This is a genomic window from Streptomyces sp. NPDC002088, assembly GCF_040296605.1.
Classification (GTDB): Bacteria; Actinomycetota; Actinomycetes; order Streptomycetales; family Streptomycetaceae; genus Streptomyces.
The window spans coordinates 345,749-363,778 of the sequence record NZ_JBEOXO010000003.1; the positions used below are offsets into that span (position 1 = coordinate 345,749).

The following is an 18,030-nucleotide window of genomic DNA, read 5'->3' on the forward strand; positions in this document are numbered from 1 at the left end:
CCGGTCATGCCCGGACAGTGGGACACCCCGGCCTCACGGACCCTTGCGGAACTCCGGCCTGCACCCCCGGTGAGCTGGAGAAATTCACTCCCCGGGGGACGTGTGCCGCAATCTGTGCTGCCGGGCGCGGCGATGTGACGTACGCCTCCGCGTTCCGCTCTCAGCGCTCCGGTTCCACCCGCCAGCTGCCGATCGTGCGGATCTGGAGCAGGCCGGGCGGCACCCGGTGCACCCCCGCCCCCTCGCCGATCCGGCGCACCGGTTTGAGGTGCTCGTCCAGCAGCATGACCACGAAGATCCGGCCCAGCAGCAGGTCATTGGTCCGGGTGAACCGCAGATCGGCCTCCGGGCCGGTGTGGCGCACCAGCACGCAGCCGGGGCCCTCGAACACCGCGTCGGCCGGGTCCGCCTTGGTCAGCCGGCCGCCGGCCCCGCCGCCGTACACGGGCACCGCCTCCGGCGGCAGCGCCTCCAGCCGCCAGTCGGCGTCCTCGTCGGTCTCGACCAGGACCAGGCAGGACCCCTGCTCCGCCACGTGCAGAGGACCGGTGGCCGTGCGCTGCGGCTCGCCGACCGAGGCCGAGCTGGTGCAGGTGACGGTGGTGCCGGCGCGGGTGTCGACGCTCTTGACGTACAGCAGCTTGTTGTCCGTGAGGATGTGGGTGCGCAGGAACCCGGACGGGCCGTCGTGGCGCAGCACCGCGCTGCCCCGGCCCCGCAGGGGGAGAGCCAGCGGGGGCGCGGCCCAGCAGGCCGCCGGGGCGTTCCCGCTCGATGGGGCGGGTGAGGATCGTCCAGGGGCCGTGCGCCGTGAGCGCGAGCACATGCGGGCCCGGGGTGAGGGAGACGGTCCTGCGCAGCCGTCCGGTGCCGTTGAGGACCAGGTCGCCGTGGCGGGGTTCCTGCGCCGAGGCCACGGTGAAGCGCAGGAGCGAGTAGTGGCTGTCGACGTCCTTCTCGCCCCGGCACTCCAGGGTCACGTCGACGGGCGGGCCCGCGTGGACGAGCACCTCGGGGCCGGCGCCCATGGTCGTGGGCGTCAGCGGCCGGGCGGTGGAGACCGGCCGGACCGTCACCTCCCAGTCCTCCTCGGCCCGCACCTTCAGCCGCAGCGGGCGGCCCTCCGGGACCCGGGTGAGGGTGCTGCCGTGGAAGTCCGGCTCGGTGACGCTGAAGAGGGAGCTGTCCTCGGTGTCCTCGGCGGTGAGGGGGCAGACGCAGAAATACCCCTCCTCCTGCCAGGCCTCGACGATCACCGGGCCCGGCTCCCGCGGCCCCTCGACGGTGATCACGGCGTCGCCGTGGCCGTGCCGGACGAAAGGGACGAACTCGGGACCCCAGGAGACGGGACCGGCGCCGGGTGCGAGCGCCCGGGACCGTGCGGCTGCGGGGGCTGCGGGGGCTGCGGGGGCTGCGGGGGCTCCGGTCGACCCGGGCGACCCTGTCGACGGCCGGTCCGCTCCGGCGGGGGGCTCGTCGACCTTGCCCACCTCGGCGTCCGAGGGGACAGGACCAGACGGTATGCGCTCCGGTGCCGGTGCCGACACCGGTACGGCGGGCGCTGGTGTGGCGGACGGTGCCGGCTCCTCGGCCACCGCGATGCCGAAGTCCGTCGCCAGTCCCGCGAGCCCCGACGCATACCCCTGTCCGACCGCCCTGAACTTCCACTCCCCGTTGCGCCGGTAGAACTCACCGAGCACGAAGGCGGTCTCGCTCGACGCGTCCGTCACCTCGTAGTGCGCCACGATCGCACCGTCACCGGTCAGCGCCTGCACGGCGAGTCCGGGCACCTGGCCGAAGACCCCGCCGTCGCAGGACCCGGTGATCAGCACCCGCTGCACCTCCGGCTCGACGTGCGGCAGGTCCAGCTCCAGCCATTCGGCGAGCTGCCCGTCGCCCTCGGCGTTTCCCGCGTGCCGTACGGCCCCCGAGGGATGTGCCGGCTGGTTGTAGAAGACGAGGTCGGTGTCGCCACGTACCTTGCCGACCGCGTCGAGCAGCAGAGCCGAGGCGTCCACGGCCGGCGTTCCGGGGACGCTGCGACGGCAGACGGCGACCCGCAAGAGACCTGCGGGAACAGGGGTGTTGGCCCCCTTCGTGAGGTGCGTCATGAGCCACATGCTGACAGTGGGGATCATGCGAAGTCGAGGGATGGGAAATGTGGAGGTCGGCGGTCCGGAAAACTTCGCCGAAGTGGGCCGAACGTTTTGGACCGCCGCCGCGTCGTAGGGGAAATGCGGGGAGGAGAGGGGTGGCTGTGCTGCGCAGAAAGGCCCGCCGCGCTCAGGGGGTGGACGACCCCCTGGACGCGGCCCAGGAACGCCGGGTGCGTGCGGTGCTCGCGCTCGGCGGTGTACCGCAGGCGGACCTGCCGGACGGGGTGCAGCAGGTCCGCCTGCGGTTGCTGGAGCGGGCGGCGAGGGGGGACGAGGCGCCGCGTGACGTGTCCGCGTGGGCGGCGGTCGTCGCCTCGAACCTTGCGATGGACTGGCACCGCAACAAGCGCCGCCAGGAGCGGATCGGGGAGCGGCTGGCCTCCCTGCGCCAGCACGAACACCCCTCGGGCGAGGACACCAGCCTGCTCTCCCTCGCCGTCGCCCAGGGCCTGGACGAACTGCCCGACGCCCAGCGCCAGGTCCTCGTCCTGCGTTTCTACACCGATCTCTCCGTGCGCGGGATAGCCGAGGAGCTCGGCATCCCGGAGGGCACGGTCAAGAGCAGGCTGCACACGGCGGTCCGCGCGCTGCGCGCCCGCCTGCACGAGGACGAGGTGGTGTGACGTGGCCGAGTACGAAGGCATGGACGCGCTCATGGCCGCGATCACGGACGAGCCACTGACCGAGGAGGCCCACGACGACGCCGAGTTCATGGCGGAACACTGGGCCGCGGTGGCGGACGTGGCGCTGCTGCGCGCCCAGTTGACGGACCTCGGGAATGCCCTGGCGGACCAGGGGGAGGAGAGGAAGCCGGTCCCGCGACGGACTTCCAGGAAGCGCACCCGCCGCCCGGAACGGGCCCCCAGGAACCGTGGCCGCCGTGCCCTAGTGGTGGCGGTGGGAACCCTCGCCGCGGCCGCGGCGGGCACGATGGTCGTCGGCCTGGGATGGCTCGTCGCGCAGGGCGGGCCCGGTGGGGCGAACGACAGCTCCTCGGCGTCCAAGGCGGACGGCGGAGACGAGAAGGGGGCGGAGTCCTCGCAAAGCGCCCCCGGCTACATCGCCTGTTCCCGGCTCATCGCCGAGGGCACGGTCGCCGAGGTCGAGCCGGCACCCGGCAACGCGCAGGACCGGATCACCCTCGACGTGGACCGCTACTACAAGCCGGACAAGGGGACGGACCAGGTCACCTTTGTGATGGACGAGGACGTCGACCCGCGGCTGCACAAGGGCGACCACGTCCTGATCGGCATCCCGCGCAACTCGGCGTCGCCCGACATCTGGAGCACGCGGGAGACGGACATCGCCCACGACCGGGCCTGGATCCTCAAGGCGTTGCCCGAGTCCCGAGGCCTCTCATGTGACTGAGAAAAGGGGCGGGCGCCCGTTCCCGGACGCCCGCCCCGCACCAGCCGTAGGAGTGAGGACTACGGCGTGACCTTCTCGATCTTCACGCTCGCGACGCCCGCGACCGTGCCGCGCGCGTTCACCAGCTGGGCCTGGCCGAAGAACTCGCGTCCCTCGGGCGCGGCGGCCAGCGCGGTGACCGAGCCGGAGACCGTCGTCGACTCACCCGTGCCGAGCTTCACCGGCGCGGACTCGTCGACGGTGACGGAGCCCAGGGCGGCGGAGAAGAAGACGTCCTGGTAGTCGTAGTCGGTCGAGCCGGCCGGGACCGCGTAGCCCACGACCTCGATGGTGTACGTACCGGCGGCCGGCGAGGCGAGGGAGACCGCTTCCTCCGAGTCGCCGTCGGCGGACTGGCCGACCTGCTTGCCGGTGGCGTCGTAGACCGTCAGGTCGAGGTCGGCGGACGCGTCGGAGACGTTGCCGATGGCGACGTCCAGCGACTTGGCGCCCTCGGGCACCTCGACCGTGGTGGTCTGCGTCTCGCCCTCCTTGATGGCGGGACGGGCCGACTTGGCCGAGCCGAGGGGACCGCCCACCAGCTTGCCGTCGATGGCCGCGAAGTTGTTCGTCACCTTCCAGGAGGCGGCGGCCGGGACACCGGCCTTGGCCTCGGGCACCGTCACGGTCTCCGGGTCGAAGGCCGCGCCGAGCACGGCGACGTCGAGCTTGTAGGGGTTGTCGAGCAGCGGGGAGGTGCGGCGCGACTCGACGTCGATCTCCCAGACACCGGCCTGCGGGTCGGCGTACGAACGCACGTCGGGCTTGCAGCCGTTGCCGTCGAGGTAGTTGTTGTAGCAGTACGGGGTGCCGGTGTTGTCGACCGGCGTGCCGTACGGGTGGACGGCGAGGAACCGGGTCTGGCTCTTGTCCTTCAGCCCGCCGATGGCGACCTCCAGCGACTTCGCGCCCTCGGGCACGGTCACGAAGTACGACTGCGAGCTGTTGCGCTGGACGGTGTTCGACGCGGAGAAGGTGTACTTCACCGGCGTCGAGACCACGACCGTGGTGAGGATCTGCTTGTCGAGGCCCTCGGTCTTCGGGTCGTCCACCTCGAGGATCGCGCTCTTGATGCCGGCGGACTTCGGCGCGGCCTGGACCTTGACGGTCACCGGCTGGTTCAGCGGCAGCTTCACCTCGTCGGAGCCGACGATCCTGAAGGTGTCACCGGCGTTGTTCTCGAAGTGCAGCTCGTGCCGGATCGCCTTGTCGGCACCGGACGTACGGGTGATGGTGACGTCGTACGTCTTCTTCTGGCCGGCCTTCAGGCCGCCCTCGCGGTCGTAGAGGCCGGTGCCGAAGCCCGGCGTCTTCAGCGCGTAGTCGATCGCGGTGTCGACCGGGGCCTGGACCGTGTAATCGTGGGCGGTGGCGCCGTCCTCGATGGCGTCCCAGGCGTCCACGATGTTGATGCTGCCCGCACCCTCCTCGTACGCCTGCACACCCTTGATGTGGTCGGCGGTCGAGGTCAGGGCCGTACGCAGGGTCGCCGGGGTGAGGGCGATGCCCTTCTGCTTGGCGGCGCTCAGCAGCAGTGCGGAGGCGCCGGCGGCCTGCGGGGACGCCATCGACGTGCCCTGGAGCATCGAGTAGCCGGCCGGCAGCGAGTAGCCCGCCTCGGCGACCGGGGAGCCCGGCAGCCAGGTCTGGGTGGTGTTGATCGCGGCGCCGGGGGCGACGAGGGTCGGCGTGAAGCCGCCGTCCTCACGCGGGCCGCGCGAGGAGAAGGGCAGCAGCGCGTACGACTTCGTCACGGCCGAGCCGTAGTTGGCGGCCCAGGTCTCCTTGGAGATGCCCGCGCCGACGGAGATCACCTTGTCGGCCAGGCCGGGGTCGCCGATGGTGTTCGCGCCGGGGCCGGAGTTGCCCGCGGAGATCACCAGCTGGACGCCGTAGGTGTCGATGAGGCGCGTGTAGAGCGCGGCGCGCGCGTTGTTGCCGTCGTTCAGCGCCGGCAGGCCGCCGATCGACATGTTGACGATGTCGACACCACGGTTGACGACCAGGTCGATCATGCCCTCGGTGAGCGCGACGTTGGTGCAGCCACCGGTCCAGGTGCAGGCACGGGACGAGACGATCTTCGCGCCCGGGGCCGCGCCGTTCATCTTGCCGCCGAACAGGCCGTTCGCGGCGGTGATGCCGGCGACGTGCGTGCCGTGCTCGGACTCGATGACGCCGATGTTGACGAAGTCGACCTTCTTGCCGACCCAGTCACCGCCGTAGGGGTCCATCGGCACGTCCTTGCGGATCTGCACGACGAACGGCTGGCGCTCGACGACGTCGGTCGCCGGGTTGTCGGTACCGAAGTAGCCGACCTGGTAACCGTCCTTGTACGGCTTCAGCGGCTCGTCGTCGCCGAAGTCGTAGTTGTTGTTCAGGTCGACGCGGACCGTGCCGGCCGCCGCGTCGTACAGGACGCCCCAGGAGTCGGTGGTGTCACCGTCGCGGTTGGCGTCGCCCGCCGCGTCACCGCCGGTGGTGTACGACTCCTTGAACGTGCTGATCTGGTACGAGCCCGCAGGCGCCGTCCACGTACGGCCACTGAAGGTGAAGGAGGGCCCGGACACCGAGGTGATCATCGGGCGCCAGGTGTTGTCACTGTCGACGATCGGGTCGGTCGACGTCACCCAGTCGACGATCTTGCGCTCGCCGGTGGTGGTCTTCTGCAACGCCGGGTGACCCAGGTCCACGCCCGAGTCGAGGATGCCGATGGTGATGCCGCGGCCGTCCGCCTTCGGGTTGTCCTTCACGAAGTCGACGGCACCCGTCTCGAAGGACGGGTTGTACGGGTTCTCGGCGGGGGTGTTCTTGTTCGGCCCCGAGTAAGTGGCCGTGGTCCCGGCGGACGTGGCACCCTCGGCGGTGTCCGCGCTCGGCGTCGGGTCGTCGAGCTGGATCTCCTGCCGCAGGTCGATGGCCTGCACGGAGGACAGCTTCGCGGCGGCGGCGATGGCCGAGTCCGCCGTGCCCGTCGGGACGGTGGCCCGGACGTAGCCGAGCTTGTCGTAGGTGCGGCCCACCGAGCCGCCCTTGACCGCGTCCAGCTTCTCGGCGACCTGCTCGGTCTGGCCGGGCGCGGTCGCGACCATCAGCGTGACGGTCTTGTCGCCGTCCGCCTTGGCCTGGGCGAGCCGGTCGGCGTCGTCGGAGCCGAGCTTCTCGTCCGCGGACTTGACGCCCGGGTCCGCCGCGGCCGGCGCCTGGCCCGCGGAGAAGGCCATGGGTATCGGCCCGGCCGCGGAGAGCGCGGCCACCAGACCGGCGGCGACGGCTATGCGGACCACGCGTCTCGCGCCGGGTATCGGTTCACTCTGGGGGGTGAGGGTCATCGGCATCCCCTGTAGGTAAAGGAACGAGCGTGGAACGACCGGACCGATCGGCCCTGGTCGCGATCGTCCGGACTGTGGCCCCGGACGATCGCTCAGCTTTACCCAAGGGACAGATGTTTGGGGAGGGTTGACCGAAACGATATGGATGTATGGGGAAAACCCGCGATGGACTTTGAGGGTGCAACCGGGCAACCTGTCACATTCCTGTGAGCCGTCGGCTAGTTGTCTACGCGTGTAGTCTCCGACGGTGCGAGCGCATGCTCACGCCCGCGGTTAACGTCCCCGTGTGCGCAAGAAGTTGAGAGTGGCCGCCTACGCCGTCTGCGTCCGCGACGGACAGATCCTGCTCGCCCGCTCACCCGCCCCCGACGGCACCCCAGAGTGGGTCCTGCCCGGCGGCGGCATGGAGCATGGAGAGGACCCCTACGACACCGTCCGGCGGGAGGTGACGGAGGAGACCGGCTACCGCATCGAGGTCACCGGCCTCCTCGGCGTGCACTCCTTCCAGCGCACCTTCCGCCGCGAGGGCCTGCGCCGCGCCGCCGACCACCACGGCGTACGGATCGTCTACGAGGGCCGGGTCGTCGGCGGCGAGCTGCGCAACGAGATCAACGGCTCCACGGACCTCGCCGCCTGGCAGGACCTGGACGCCGTACCCGGGCTGACCCGGGTGCGGCTGGTCGACGTGGCGCTGAGGCTGTGGCGTGAGCGCCCGGCCGTCGGACGCCTCGCGGAGGAGCCGCGAGAATAGGCGCCCTGCCCCGGAAAATGGGCGGTGCCGAGGTCGTCTCCCTGCTCGGCCGTCACCGCAACGTCCTGGCCTGGGTGAACGGCCACATCCACAAGAACGTCATCACCTCGCACACGTCCTCCGCCGGGCACTCCTTCTGGGAGATCTCCACCGCCTCCCACGTCGACCACCCCCAACTCGCCCGGGTCATCGAGCTCGCCGACAACAAGGACGGAACCCTCTCCGTCTTCACCACCCTGATCGAGTCCGCCGCCCCGCACCGCACGGATTTCACCGACCTCTCCCAGACCGGCCTGGCGGCCCTCTACCGCGAACTGGCCTTCAACACCCCCGGCGCCCGCGCCGACAAGGCGGGCGAGGCGCGGGACCGCAACACCGAGCTGGTGCTCAAGAAGGGCTAAAACTCGCTCAACTGGCGTAACGTCAGGCAACTCCTCCGCACAGCCCTCGGGTTTCTCCCTTTGACTGAGCCTGACGGGGCTCGACGAAGGGGTAAGGCATGCCGGTACGTACGGTCCTGGTGGGAGCGACGGCCGTGGCGCTCTCGGTCGCCGCGCTCACGGCACCCGCGGTGGCGGCCGCTCCCGCCGGAGACGGTCCTCACGACGCGACCCGCCGAGCCGTCGAGGCCGCCGTCGCGGACGGCGTGCCCGGGGTCACGGCGACGGCGCAGGACGGGCAGAAGGCCTGGGCGACGACGGCGGGCGTGGGCAACCTCGGCACGGGCGAGCCGCGTTCGGCTGCCGACCGGTACCGCGTCGGTAGCATCACCAAGACCTTCGTGGCCACGGTGCTGCTCCAGCTGGAGGCCGAGGGCCGGCTGTCGCTGGACGACACGGTGGAGAAGTGGCTGCCGGGCGTGGTCCACGGCCATGGCCACGACGGCCGCCGGATCACCCTCCGTCAGCTGCTCGACCACACGAGCGGCATCTTCGACTACACGTCGGACGACGACTTCGCCCGCATGTACTTCCTCAAAGACGGCTTCGACGCACACCGCTACGACACGAAGAAGCCGGCGGACCTGGTCGCGATCGCGATGTCCCACGGGCCGGACGCCGCCCCCGGCACCTCCTGGAACTACTCCAACACCAACTACGTCCTGGCCGGCATGGTGATCGAGAGCGCCACCGGCCGCCCGTACGCCACCGAGATCCGCCGCCGCGTCATCGAGCCCCTGCATCTGACCGCCACGTCCGTCCCCGGCACCCGGGTCACCGTCCCGCGGCCCAGCAGCCATGCCTACTCGAAGCTGGCATGGACGACCACGGTCCCGACGTACGACGTGACGAGGCTGAACCCCTCCATCGCTTCCTCGGCAGGCGAGATGATCTCCGACTCGGCCGATCTGAACCGCTTCTACCGGGCCCTCCTGCGCGGCGACCTGCTCCCGCCGGAGCAGCTGAAGGAGATGAAGACCACGGTGAAGGCCGACGGCATCCGCAACGGCCGCTACGGCCTCGGCCTCATCGACCGCGAGCTCAGCTGCGGCGTCCACGTCTGGGGCAACGACGGTGGCATCCACGGCTCCGCGTCCTCGGCGGTGACGACGGCGGACGGCCGCCATGCGCTGGCGCTCAACTTCAACGGGGACTGGTCGGGGGACAGCTACGCGGTGATCGAGGCGGAGTTCTGCGGCGAGTAGAGGGCGAGCAGAAGACGAGCAGAAGGCGAGTGGAGGGGAGCAGTCGGGTGTAAATGAGCAGACACCGACACGAAGCACCGCGTTAACGCGGACGCAATGTCCGTAACGCCTCATATCGGCTAACCCGCACTTCACGGGGGATGGCTTGATATGTGTGCAAGGCGGGTGATCGTGTGCGTGGCGGACTCGGGCTGCGGGTGCTGTCGGTCTACGAGGGTTTCTTTTCCGGCGGGGCCCGGATCCTGCACAGCGATGTCGTGCTGGGGCTGCGGGAGGGCGGGCAGTACCACCGGGTGCTGAGCGTTCACGGCGAGGTGCACCGTGAGGCCACCCGGCAGCGGATGGAGGACGACGCCTGCTACCGGGCGCTGACGGCGGCCGGGGTGGGCGTCGGCTCCCTGGGCCGCACCTTCGGCGCGAGTGGAGATCCGGCCGTTTTCAGCGGGCCGGAGCTGGCCGAAACGGCCCGGGCCATGGCGGACGCCGATGTGATCCTGTCGCTCAAGGAGCAGCCCCTCGCGCTGCTCAACCAGGCGGGCCTGCCGCGCCGCCCGGTGGTGGTCGCTCTGCACCGCTCGGACCCCGAGAACCAGGGCCCGGCGCTGGACGAGCTCAAGGCCGCCATCGCCGACGGCACGGTGGCGGCCTGTGTCTGCTGCGCCGAGTCGACCCGGACCGCGTACGAGGCCGCCGGGATCCCGGGGGAACTGCTGTACGTGATCCCGAACGGGGTGGATCTGTTCCGCTTCCGGCCCGACGCGGCCCGGCGGGTCGCGCTGCGGGCGGAGCTCGGCATCCCGGACACGGCGCCGGTGGTCGTCTTCGCCGCCCGGTACGCGGCGATGAAGAACGTCCCGCTGTTCCTGCGGGCCGCCCGGGCCTGGCTCCGCAGCGAGCCCGACGGGCATGTGCTGATGTGCGGGGCGGGCATGACGTCGGCCAATCCGGCGCTCGCGGCGGACATCGGGGCCGCTTTCGAGGGCGAGCGGCCACCGGCCGGGCGGTTTCACCTCCTGGGCGTGCGGCGCGACATGGAGGTCGTGTACGCCGGTGCCGACGTGGTCGCGCTGACCTCCTCCTGGGGCGAGGCGGCCCCGTTGTGCCTGATCGAGGGCATGATGTGCGGCGCCGTCCCCGTGGCCACCGACGTCGGCGACAGCGCGGCGATCGTGACCGGGCACGGGATCGTCACCCCGCCGGACCCGGAGGCCGTCGCCCGGGCCTGGAGCGAGGCGGTCGCCGGCCGCACCGCCCTCGCACCGGCCCTCGCCCGCAGCCGCGAGCGTTTCAGCCGTACGCGCATGATCGCGTCGTACGCCGAACTGATCGACCGCGTGCACACGCGGACGACCCGGTCGTCCCTGCCGGAACCGCGGTAGGAGCCCCGGCCCGCGTCAGCGGCGCAGATCCACGCGCGGGTCGACCGCCCAGTGGTTGCTGTGCAGCACCCGGTCGGCGAACGTCACGTCGACCTGGCCGAGCAGCCGGAAGCCCAGGGAGCGGCAGATGCCGTTCGAGGGTCCGTTGCCGGTCGCCGGGAAGGCGTGGACGACTCCCCAGCGGTTCTCGTCGCGGGCCTGTTCGAGGAGCATGCGGACGGCGCGCTTGCCCACGCCCCGCCCCTGGAACTCGGGCAGGACCATCCAGCCGATCTCGGACAGGGGGCCCTCGTCGGTGTCGTGCGACCAGAGGGTCACGTGGCCTGCCGCCACCTCGGGGGCGTCCGGATCGGGGACGATCATCTTGCTCCAGGAGAGGTCGGCGGCCGCCTCCCGCGCGTCCCGCCGCACCTTGTCCTCGATGCCCTCGCGCGGCAGCGGCCCGCCGAGCTCGGCCATCATCACGGGATCGCACCTCATCCGGACGTAGGCGTCGACGTCGTCCGGCGTGACATTGCGCAACCGCACTGGCTCCTCCTTGGTCCTTCGGCGGATCGGCAGAGATCGCATCGGATCCGGGGATCGCAGGAGATCCCCGACAGCCCCCTCCCCGAAGGGACCATATCCATGGCCGCGAACCGCCGACGTGCGGCTGCACGAGGAGGGGCCGTCCGGATCGACTCCGGCGGCCCCTCCTCTCCCCTCCTGATGCGTACGCCCGGTCCCTCACTACCGGGGCAGCACCAAGACATACGCGGCGGGATCCCGGTCCGCGGACGCCATCAGGGCCGTACGGATCACCGCCGCCTGCTGCTGCATCGAGTCGCGGAGCTTCCTCGGGGTGACGTGGACGACCGTGATGCCGAGCCGCTCCAAGTGCTCGCGCTTGCGGGCGTATTCGGACCACAGCGCGTCCTCGTCCTGACGGGGTGCGCGGGTGTCCAGCTCCACCGCCACCGCGTGCTCCGGCCAGTAGGCGTCCAGGCCGCCCAGGTGCGGGCCGCCCGGCAGTCGCAGGTCGACGTTCCACACGGGGTCGGGCAGGCCGTACTCCCGGACCATCCGGTACAGGCGGTCCTCCGCGATCGCGCGGCCCTCGGCCAGCAACGAGTCCACGGCGTCCACGACATGCGGGCGACTGAGCAGCTTGGCCTGGGTCAGCTCACGTACGACGGCGGCCGGTTCGCAGTGGCCGCCGCGTACCGCCTCCGTCAGTAGCCGGCGTACGGCGGCCGCGTCCGCCAGCTCCGCCACCGCGTCGGCCAGGGCGCGCGGGACGGGGGCGACCGGGAGCCCCGTGACCTGGCGCGGAGTGGGGAAGGCGGAGGTGCGCATGATCCTCGCGCAGCCCGCCGAGCGCAGCCGGCGCAGCCGCGGGACCAGGACGTCGATCTTCTCCAGGGACGGAAGCGGGGGAGTGGAGGCGAAGCCGTGGAGCGTCAGGGCCGCCAGCCCCGTGATCATCACGTCGGCGTACACCGGCCGATGTGTTTCCCCACCACCGTCGGCGTCAGGTTGGACCGGAACCACCGCGCGCTGCGCCTGCGCTTCACGGGCTGCGTACATCAGCACCGCGTGCAGCCGTTCCTCGCTGGTCGGCGGGCCGGGGTGGAGCAGGAACACGCCCGGCAGGAACTGCTGCCAGGGGCCGCCGGCGCGGCACTGTTCGTTCGTCTCCGCGGACGAGACGCCGTGCGAGCGGAGCTGAGCGGCCGTCATGACACGGCGGTGCACCTCGGAGAGGTGACGCACGGGACGGGAGGAGAGCGGGGGGACCGGGGGGAGCGGGGTGTTGTGGTTCATGACCCGGAGATTCCCGCGTCGGATCGGCTCCCTAACCGCTGTTACAAGCCCGTCGGCAAATCCGGACAAGACAGCACTAAAGGACGGGTGTTCGGATGCCGAAGGCCATGGAAAACCCCTGGTCCGTTCGGGTGGGACCAGGGGTTACGGCTCTGATTGCCTGAATTCCGTAACGGCTACGAAGTACGCGATCCCCGGGGTGGGATCAGCCGGCCGCCGCCGCGTCGCACGCCTGTCCGCGCAACGCCCGTGCCAGGTCGTCGCGCGCCTCCAGCACCAGCCGGCGCAGCGCCGGAGCCGCCTTCTCGTGCGCCGACAGCCACGCGTCGGCGGCGGCCAGCGTCTCGGCCGAGTCCTGGAGGGACGGGAACAGGCCCCGGACCACGTCCATGCCGATCTGGATCGACCGCTCCCGCCACACCCGCTCGATCACCGCGAAGTACTTCTCCGCGTACGGTGCGAGCAGCTCCCGCTGCGACGGCTGCACGAAGCCCGCGATCGTGGCCTCGACCAGCGCGTTGGACAGCGCGTCCGACTCGACCACCTGAGCCCACGCCTGCGCCTTGACCGCCGCGGAGGGGCGGGCGGCGAGGCAGCGGACCTGGTGGCGCTTGCCCGACGCCGTGTCGTCGCGGGCCAGCTCGGCCGCCAGTACGGACTCGTCGGCAGCCCCGTGCGCCGCCAGCGGCCCCAGGAACGCCCAGCGCAGCTCCTGGTCCACCACCAGCCCGCCGATCTCCGCCGTTCCCTCCAGCAGGCCCTGGAGCAGCTGGAGTTCGTCCGCGCCGGACGCCACGGTCGCGAAGAACCGCGCCCACGCCAACTGGTGCTCGCTGCCCGGCTCGGCCAGCCGCAGCTCCTTCAGCGCGCCCTCCGCGAGCAGCCGCTCGCCGGTCTCCCGCCACTGCGGTGCCACGTAGTGGACCAGCGCCGACTCCGCCCACGCGTGCAGCATCTGCAGCACCCCGATGTCCGACTCGCGGCCCGCGAACCGCAGCACCAGGTCGACGAAGTCCCGGGCCGGCAGCAGCGCGTCCCGGGTCAGGTTCCACAGCGCCGACCAGCACAGGGCGCGGGCCAGCGGGTCGGTGATGTCGGCGAGGTGGGCGCGGAGCGTGTCCAGCGAGGTCTCGTCGAAGCGGATCTTGCAGTACGTCAGGTCGTCGTCGTTGACGAGGACCAGCTCCGGGGCCTCGGCGCCGGCCAGCTCCGCCACGACCGTACGCGGGCCGTCGACGTCCGCCTCCGCGCGCGCGTACCGCTCCAGGGCGCCGTCCGCCGTCCGCCGGTACAGGCCGATCGCGACCCGGTGCGGGCGCAGCTCGGGGTGCCCCGCCGACGGAGTCGGCTGATCGAGCACAGCGGCGGCCTCCTGGAGCACGGCCAGCTCGGTGATCCGGCCCTCCGCGCTCAACAGCACCTGCGGAGTGAGGGAGTTGACCCCGGCCGTCTGCAGCCAGGACCGCGCCCACGCGGCCATGTCCCGCCCGCTGGTCTCCTCCAGCACCGACAGCAGGTCGCCCAGCCGCGTGTTGCCGTACGCGTTGCGCTTGAAGTAGCGCCGGGCACCCTCCAGGAACGCGTCCTGGCCGACGTACGCCACCAGCTGCTTAAGGACGCTCGCGCCCTTGGCGTACGTGATGCCGTCGAAGTTGAGCTTGGCGTCCTGGAGGTCGCGGATGTCGGCGGTGATCGGGTGCGTGGACGGCAGCTGGTCGGCGCGGTACGCCCACGCCTTGCGGCGGTTGGCGAAGGTGATCCAGCCGTCGGTGAACCGGGTCGCGCCGACCAGCGAGAACGCGCCCATGAAGTCGGCGAAGGACTCCTTCAGCCACAGGTCGTCCCACCACTCCATGGTGACCAGGTCGCCGAACCACATGTGCGCCATCTCGTGCAGGATCACGTTGGCGCGGCCCTCGTACGACGCCTGCGTCACCTTCCCGCGGAAGATGAACTCCTCGCGGAAGGTCACCAGACCCGGGTTCTCCATCGCGCCCAGGTTGTACTCCGGCACGAACGCCTGGTCGTACTTCCCGAACGGGTACGGGTAGTCGAAGTGGTCGTGGAAGAAGTCCAGGCCCTGCTTGGTGACCAGGAAGACGTCGTCGGCGTCGAAGTACGGCGCCAGGCCCTTGCGGCACAGGGCGCCGAGGGGGATCTCCAGGGTCGTACCGTCGGCGAAGGTGCGGGAGTAGGAGTCGGTCACGTAGTGGTACGGGCCCGCTGTCACGCACGTGATGTACGTCGAGATCGGCTTGGTCTCGGCGAACCGCCACACCCCGTCGGTGAGTTCACCGGCCCCGTTGCTCCACACGACCCACCCCTCCGGCGCCCGCACCTCGAAGCGGAACGGGGCCTTGAGGTCGGGCTGCTCGAAGTTGGCGAAGACCCGGCGGGAGTCGGCCGGCTCGTACTGGGTGTACAGGTACACCTCGCCGTCCTCGGGGTCGACGAAGCGGTGCATGCCCTCGCCGGTGCGCGAGTAGGCGCACTGGGCGTCGACGACGAGCTCGTTGTCCGCGGCGAGATCCTCCAGCAGGATCCTCGACCCGTCGAAGACGGCCCCCGGGTCGAGGTCCTTGCCGTTGAGCGAGACGGCCGTGACGCTCGGCGCGATCAGGTCCGCGAAGCTGGTGGTGCCCGGCTCGTTGCAGCGGAAGCGGAGCGTGGTCACCGAGCGGAAGGTGCGCGGCTCACCGTCCCGGCCGCCTTCACCGTCGCCGACGGCGGAGCGCAGGTCGAGGGACACGTCGTACCCGTCGACGGACAGCAGGGCGGCCCGCTCCCGGGCCTCGTCGCGGGTCAGATTCTCACCGGGCACGGGCGGCACTCCCTCGGGTGGTGTTCAGCATGTGGACAGGACCGATCCTGCCATGCGCCCCTGACGCAGGGCACCCGGGAATGGGGTGGTGGAGGTCGGTGTTGCGACTCCCAAAGACCGCATCCCGAGGAGAGCCATGTCCGACACCGCGACCGCTTCCGCCAAGACACCCGTCGACTTCTGGTTCGACCCGCTGTGCCCCTGGGCCTGGATGACGTCCCGGTGGGTGCTGGAGGTGGAGAAGGTCCGCGACATCGAGGTCCGCTGGCACATCATGAGCCTGGCGGTGCTGAACGAGAACCGGCTGGACGAGCTGCCCGAGGAGTACCGCGAGATGCTCGCCACCAAGGCGTGGCAGCCGGTGCGCGTGGTCACCGCGGCCTGGCAGAAGCACGGCGACGACGTCCTGGGCCCGCTCTACACCGCGCTCGGCACCCGCATCCACAACCAGGGCGAGGGCCCGACCCTCGAGGCCGTCGCGGGCGCCCTCAAGGACGTCGGCCTGCCCGCCGACCTCATCGAGTACGCCGACCAGGAGGACTTCGAGTTCGACGCCGAGCTGCGCGCCTCCCACAAGGAGGGCATCGAGAAGGTCGGCCAGGACGTCGGCACCCCGGTCATCGCCGTCCCCGGCCCGGACGGCGAGCAGATCGCCTTCTTCGGCCCGGTCGTCACCCCCGCCCCGAAGGGCGAGGAGGCCGCCCGTCTCTGGGACGGCACCCTCGCGGTCGCCTCGGTCCCGGGCTTCTACGAGATCAAGCGCACCCGGACCCAGGGCCCGGACTTCAGCAACCTGTAAGCGGCTGGTAGCCGACCGCCGACGAACCGCCAACAGCGGATCGGCGGCGGTCACTCCGCCGGATCGGGCGGGTACTTGGTGGTCATGGTTCCTCCCGTCGTGTCGTACGCACTACGGCCCCCGCAGCAGCCCCCGCTCCATCGCCACCACCACCGCCCGCGTCCGGTCGTTCACGTCCAGCTTGGCGAACAGCCGGAGCAGATGGGTCTTGACCGTGGCCTCGGAGATGACGAGGCGACGGCCGATCTCCGCGTTGGTCAGGCCGTCGGCCACCGCGCTCAGCACGTCGGTCTCGCGCGAGGTCAGCGGATCCTGGGCCGGGCGCCGCATCCGCGCGACCAGCTTCTCCGCCACCCGGGGTGCGAGCACCGTCTCGCCGCGCGCCGCCGCCCGGATCGCGTCGACCAGCTGCTCGCGGGTCGTGTCCTTCAGCAGATAGCCGATGGCGCCCGCCTCCACCCCCCGCTCGATGTCGGCGTCGGTGTCGTACGTGGTCAGGATCAGCACCCGGGTGCGCGGGTGACGGGCGACGATCTCGGTCGTCGTCCTGACCCCATCCAGCACCGGCATCCGAAGGTCGACGAGTGCCACATCGGGGTGGTGGCGGGCGACCAGGTCGAGGGCCGCCCGGCCGTCGCCCGCCTCGCCGACGATCTCGATGCCCTCCTCCCCGTCGAGGAGCGCGATCACCCCGGCCCGCATCACGGTGTGGTCGTCCACCACCACGACCCGCAGCTTCCCCTCGCTCATGCCGTCCCCTCGCCGCCCGGCGGCACGACCGCCAGGACCCTCGTCCCGTCCCCGACCGAACTCGTCACCGTCAGCCGCCCGCCCAGTTCCGCCAGTCGCTTGCGCATCCCATCGAGTCCGAAGCCCGTCGAGGCTTCCACCACGAACCCGGTGCCGTCGTCGGTGATCTCCAGCTCCACCCCGTACGGCCGCCGGGCCAGGATCACCCCGACCGTCGACGCGCGGGCGTGCTTGCGCACGTTCGCCAGGGACTCCTGGGTGCAGCGCAGCAACGCGATCCGGGTCTGCTGGTCGCAGTCGAGATCGGCCAGCTCCGCTTCCACGGTGAGCCCGGTGTCCTCCGCGAACCGGTCCAGGATCCGGCGCAGCGTCCGGTCGACCGACCCGGCCGCGGCCTGGCCCTGCTGCCCCGGCGAGCCGACCAGCTCGCGGGCCTCGGCGAGGTTCTCGCGAGCCGTCGACTCGATCGAGCGCAGCTGACGCGCACTGCGCCCGGGGTCGGCGGCGAGTCCCGCCCGGGCCGCCTCCGCGAGCACGACGATCGACGCGAAGCCCTGCGCGAGCGTGTCGTGGATCTCCCGCGCCAGCCGCTCCCGCTCGTCCGCCGCGCCCTGCCGCTGGTGCGCCTCGGACAGCTGCGCCTGGGTCCGCTCCAACTCGTCGATCAGCCGGGCGCGTTCGGTGCTCTGCTCGACCACCGCGTGCGCCCACAGCCCGATCAGTACCCCCACGGCGACGACGATCAGGGTGGACACGGTCGTCTCCCCGAAGAACTCCGCCGACCAGCCCTGCTGCACCCAACTCCCCACCAGGGTCCCGGCGGTGGCCAGCCCCAGGAACCCCATCGAGGCCCTCGGCGTCCGCCCGAACATCCAGTAGTGCGGCAGCGTCACCATGAACAGCGCCGCATAGCTGGTGCGCAGATACGCCAGCCCGCCGAGTGCCAGCACCAGCACGGTGAGATAGCCGTGCGGCCGTACGACGGGATTGCCCGGGAAGCGGAGCAGCACGGCGAAGCCCAGCGCCACGCCGGCGAGCAGCGCGAGCGCCGCGTAGGTGCTGCCGCCGGGCCGCCCCATCGTGGCGATCCCGACGGCCATCGCGGCGAACAGCACCCAGCACACCGTGTTCCACCGGCGCAGTGAGGTGGCCCAGAAGACGTCGGCGGACGGTCCGGCGAGAGCGGTCAT

General features: G+C 71.3%; 14 protein-coding genes and 1 pseudogene. 7 read left to right on the forward strand and 8 right to left on the reverse strand.

The genetic code is table 11. The features are described 5' to 3' along the window. Positions 1 to 160: 160 nt before the first annotated feature. Positions 161 to 370 carry a hypothetical protein gene (locus ABT114_RS08880; RefSeq protein ID WP_351140128.1) on the reverse strand — a complete coding sequence of 70 codons (210 nt, stop codon included), beginning with the start codon at positions 368 to 370 and terminating at the stop codon, positions 161 to 163. Beyond that, entirely contained in the window at positions 315 to 2,111 is a 1,797-nt protein-coding gene (locus tag ABT114_RS08885) for a TerD family protein (RefSeq protein WP_351140129.1), read from the reverse strand. The genes ABT114_RS08880 and ABT114_RS08885 overlap by 56 nt, the downstream gene beginning before the upstream one ends. 140 nt (positions 2,112 to 2,251) lie before the next feature. On the opposite strand from ABT114_RS08885, the gene ABT114_RS08890 reads away from it, so the two are divergent. After that, positions 2,252 to 2,779, forward strand: a complete 528-nt coding sequence (locus tag ABT114_RS08890) for an RNA polymerase sigma factor (protein WP_351140131.1) — start codon at positions 2,252 to 2,254, stop codon at positions 2,777 to 2,779. 1 nt (position 2,780) lies between these two features. Then, a complete protein-coding gene (locus ABT114_RS08895; RefSeq protein ID WP_351140133.1) occupies positions 2,781 to 3,524 on the forward strand; it encodes a hypothetical protein in 744 nt (247 codons plus the stop codon). A 59-nt stretch (positions 3,525 to 3,583) separates the two neighbouring features. Here ABT114_RS08895 and ABT114_RS08900 read toward each other — a convergent pair whose 3' ends face one another. Continuing rightward, positions 3,584 to 6,892 (reverse strand): S8 family serine peptidase, encoded by a 3,309-nt coding sequence (locus ABT114_RS08900; RefSeq protein WP_351140136.1) that lies wholly within the window; start codon positions 6,890 to 6,892, stop codon positions 3,584 to 3,586. 286 nt (positions 6,893 to 7,178) lie between these two features. On the opposite strand from ABT114_RS08900, the gene ABT114_RS08905 reads away from it, so the two are divergent. The 4 genes and pseudogenes from ABT114_RS08905 (at position 7,179) to ABT114_RS08920 (ending at position 10,667) form a co-directional block, all read left to right on the forward strand. Then, positions 7,179 to 7,643, forward strand: coding sequence for an NUDIX hydrolase (locus tag ABT114_RS08905; RefSeq protein WP_351140138.1), 465 nt, complete (start codon positions 7,179 to 7,181; stop codon positions 7,641 to 7,643). Between the two features lie 11 nt (positions 7,644 to 7,654). Next, positions 7,655 to 8,044, forward strand: a pseudogene (locus ABT114_RS08910) (TIGR03767 family metallophosphoesterase); the annotation flags it as partial. A gap of 98 nt (positions 8,045 to 8,142) precedes the next feature. Further along, positions 8,143 to 9,288: a serine hydrolase domain-containing protein gene (locus ABT114_RS08915; protein ID WP_351140140.1), complete on the forward strand. Its 1,146-nt coding sequence runs from the start codon at positions 8,143 to 8,145 to the stop codon at positions 9,286 to 9,288. Between the two features lie 197 nt (positions 9,289 to 9,485). Further along, positions 9,486 to 10,667, forward strand: a complete 1,182-nt coding sequence (locus ABT114_RS08920; RefSeq protein WP_351140552.1) for a glycosyltransferase — start codon at positions 9,486 to 9,488, stop codon at positions 10,665 to 10,667. Between the two features lie 15 nt (positions 10,668 to 10,682). Here ABT114_RS08920 and ABT114_RS08925 read toward each other — a convergent pair whose 3' ends face one another. The 3 genes from ABT114_RS08925 to pepN all read right to left on the reverse strand — a co-directional run bounded on the left by ABT114_RS08925 (position 10,683) and on the right by pepN (position 15,291). Further along, complete coding sequence (locus tag ABT114_RS08925) at positions 10,683 to 11,195, reverse strand: GNAT family N-acetyltransferase (protein WP_351140142.1); 513 nt, start codon at positions 11,193 to 11,195, stop codon at positions 10,683 to 10,685. A gap of 201 nt (positions 11,196 to 11,396) precedes the next feature. Beyond that, on the reverse strand, positions 11,397 to 12,470 hold the full coding sequence (locus ABT114_RS08930; RefSeq protein ID WP_351140144.1) for a hypothetical protein: 1,074 nt from the start codon (positions 12,468 to 12,470) through the stop codon (positions 11,397 to 11,399). A gap of 205 nt (positions 12,471 to 12,675) precedes the next feature. Then, the gene (gene pepN / locus ABT114_RS08935) at positions 12,676 to 15,291 is read right to left on the reverse strand and encodes an aminopeptidase N (protein ID WP_351140146.1); all 2,616 of its coding nucleotides are present in this window, start codon (positions 15,289 to 15,291) and stop codon (positions 12,676 to 12,678) included. A 136-nt stretch (positions 15,292 to 15,427) separates the two neighbouring features. Here pepN and ABT114_RS08940 point away from each other — a divergent pair, with 136 nt between their 5' ends. Continuing rightward, a complete protein-coding gene (locus ABT114_RS08940) occupies positions 15,428 to 16,090 on the forward strand; it encodes a mycothiol-dependent nitroreductase Rv2466c family protein (RefSeq protein ID WP_351140148.1) in 663 nt (220 codons plus the stop codon). A gap of 111 nt (positions 16,091 to 16,201) precedes the next feature. On the opposite strand, the gene ABT114_RS08945 is transcribed toward ABT114_RS08940, so the two are convergent. Further along, positions 16,202 to 16,840 carry a response regulator gene (locus ABT114_RS08945; RefSeq protein WP_351140150.1) on the reverse strand — a complete coding sequence of 213 codons (639 nt, stop codon included), beginning with the start codon at positions 16,838 to 16,840 and terminating at the stop codon, positions 16,202 to 16,204. Further along, the gene (locus tag ABT114_RS08950; protein WP_351140153.1) at positions 16,837 to 18,030 is read right to left on the reverse strand and encodes a sensor histidine kinase; all 1,194 of its coding nucleotides are present in this window, start codon (positions 18,028 to 18,030) and stop codon (positions 16,837 to 16,839) included. Before ABT114_RS08950 ends, ABT114_RS08945 begins: the two co-directional genes overlap by 4 nt.

Coding starts and splice junctions, on each gene's coding strand:
- ABT114_RS08885 (WP_351140129.1), bottom strand. CDS start 2,111: ATGACGCACCTCACGAAGGGGGCCAACACCCCTGTTCCCGCAGGTCTC.
- ABT114_RS08900 (WP_351140136.1), bottom strand. CDS start 6,892: ATGACCCTCACCCCCCAGAGTGAACCGATACCCGGCGCGAGACGCGTG.
- ABT114_RS08915 (WP_351140140.1), top strand. CDS start 8,143: ATGCCGGTACGTACGGTCCTGGTGGGAGCGACGGCCGTGGCGCTCTCG.
- ABT114_RS08930 (WP_351140144.1), bottom strand. CDS start 12,470: ATGAACCACAACACCCCGCTCCCCCCGGTCCCCCCGCTCTCCTCCCGT.
- ABT114_RS08940 (WP_351140148.1), top strand. CDS start 15,428: ATGTCCGACACCGCGACCGCTTCCGCCAAGACACCCGTCGACTTCTGG.
- ABT114_RS08945 (WP_351140150.1), bottom strand. CDS start 16,840: ATGAGCGAGGGGAAGCTGCGGGTCGTGGTGGTGGACGACCACACCGTG.
- ABT114_RS08950 (WP_351140153.1), bottom strand. CDS start 18,030: ATGACCGCTCTCGCCGGACCGTCCGCCGACGTCTTCTGGGCCACCTCA.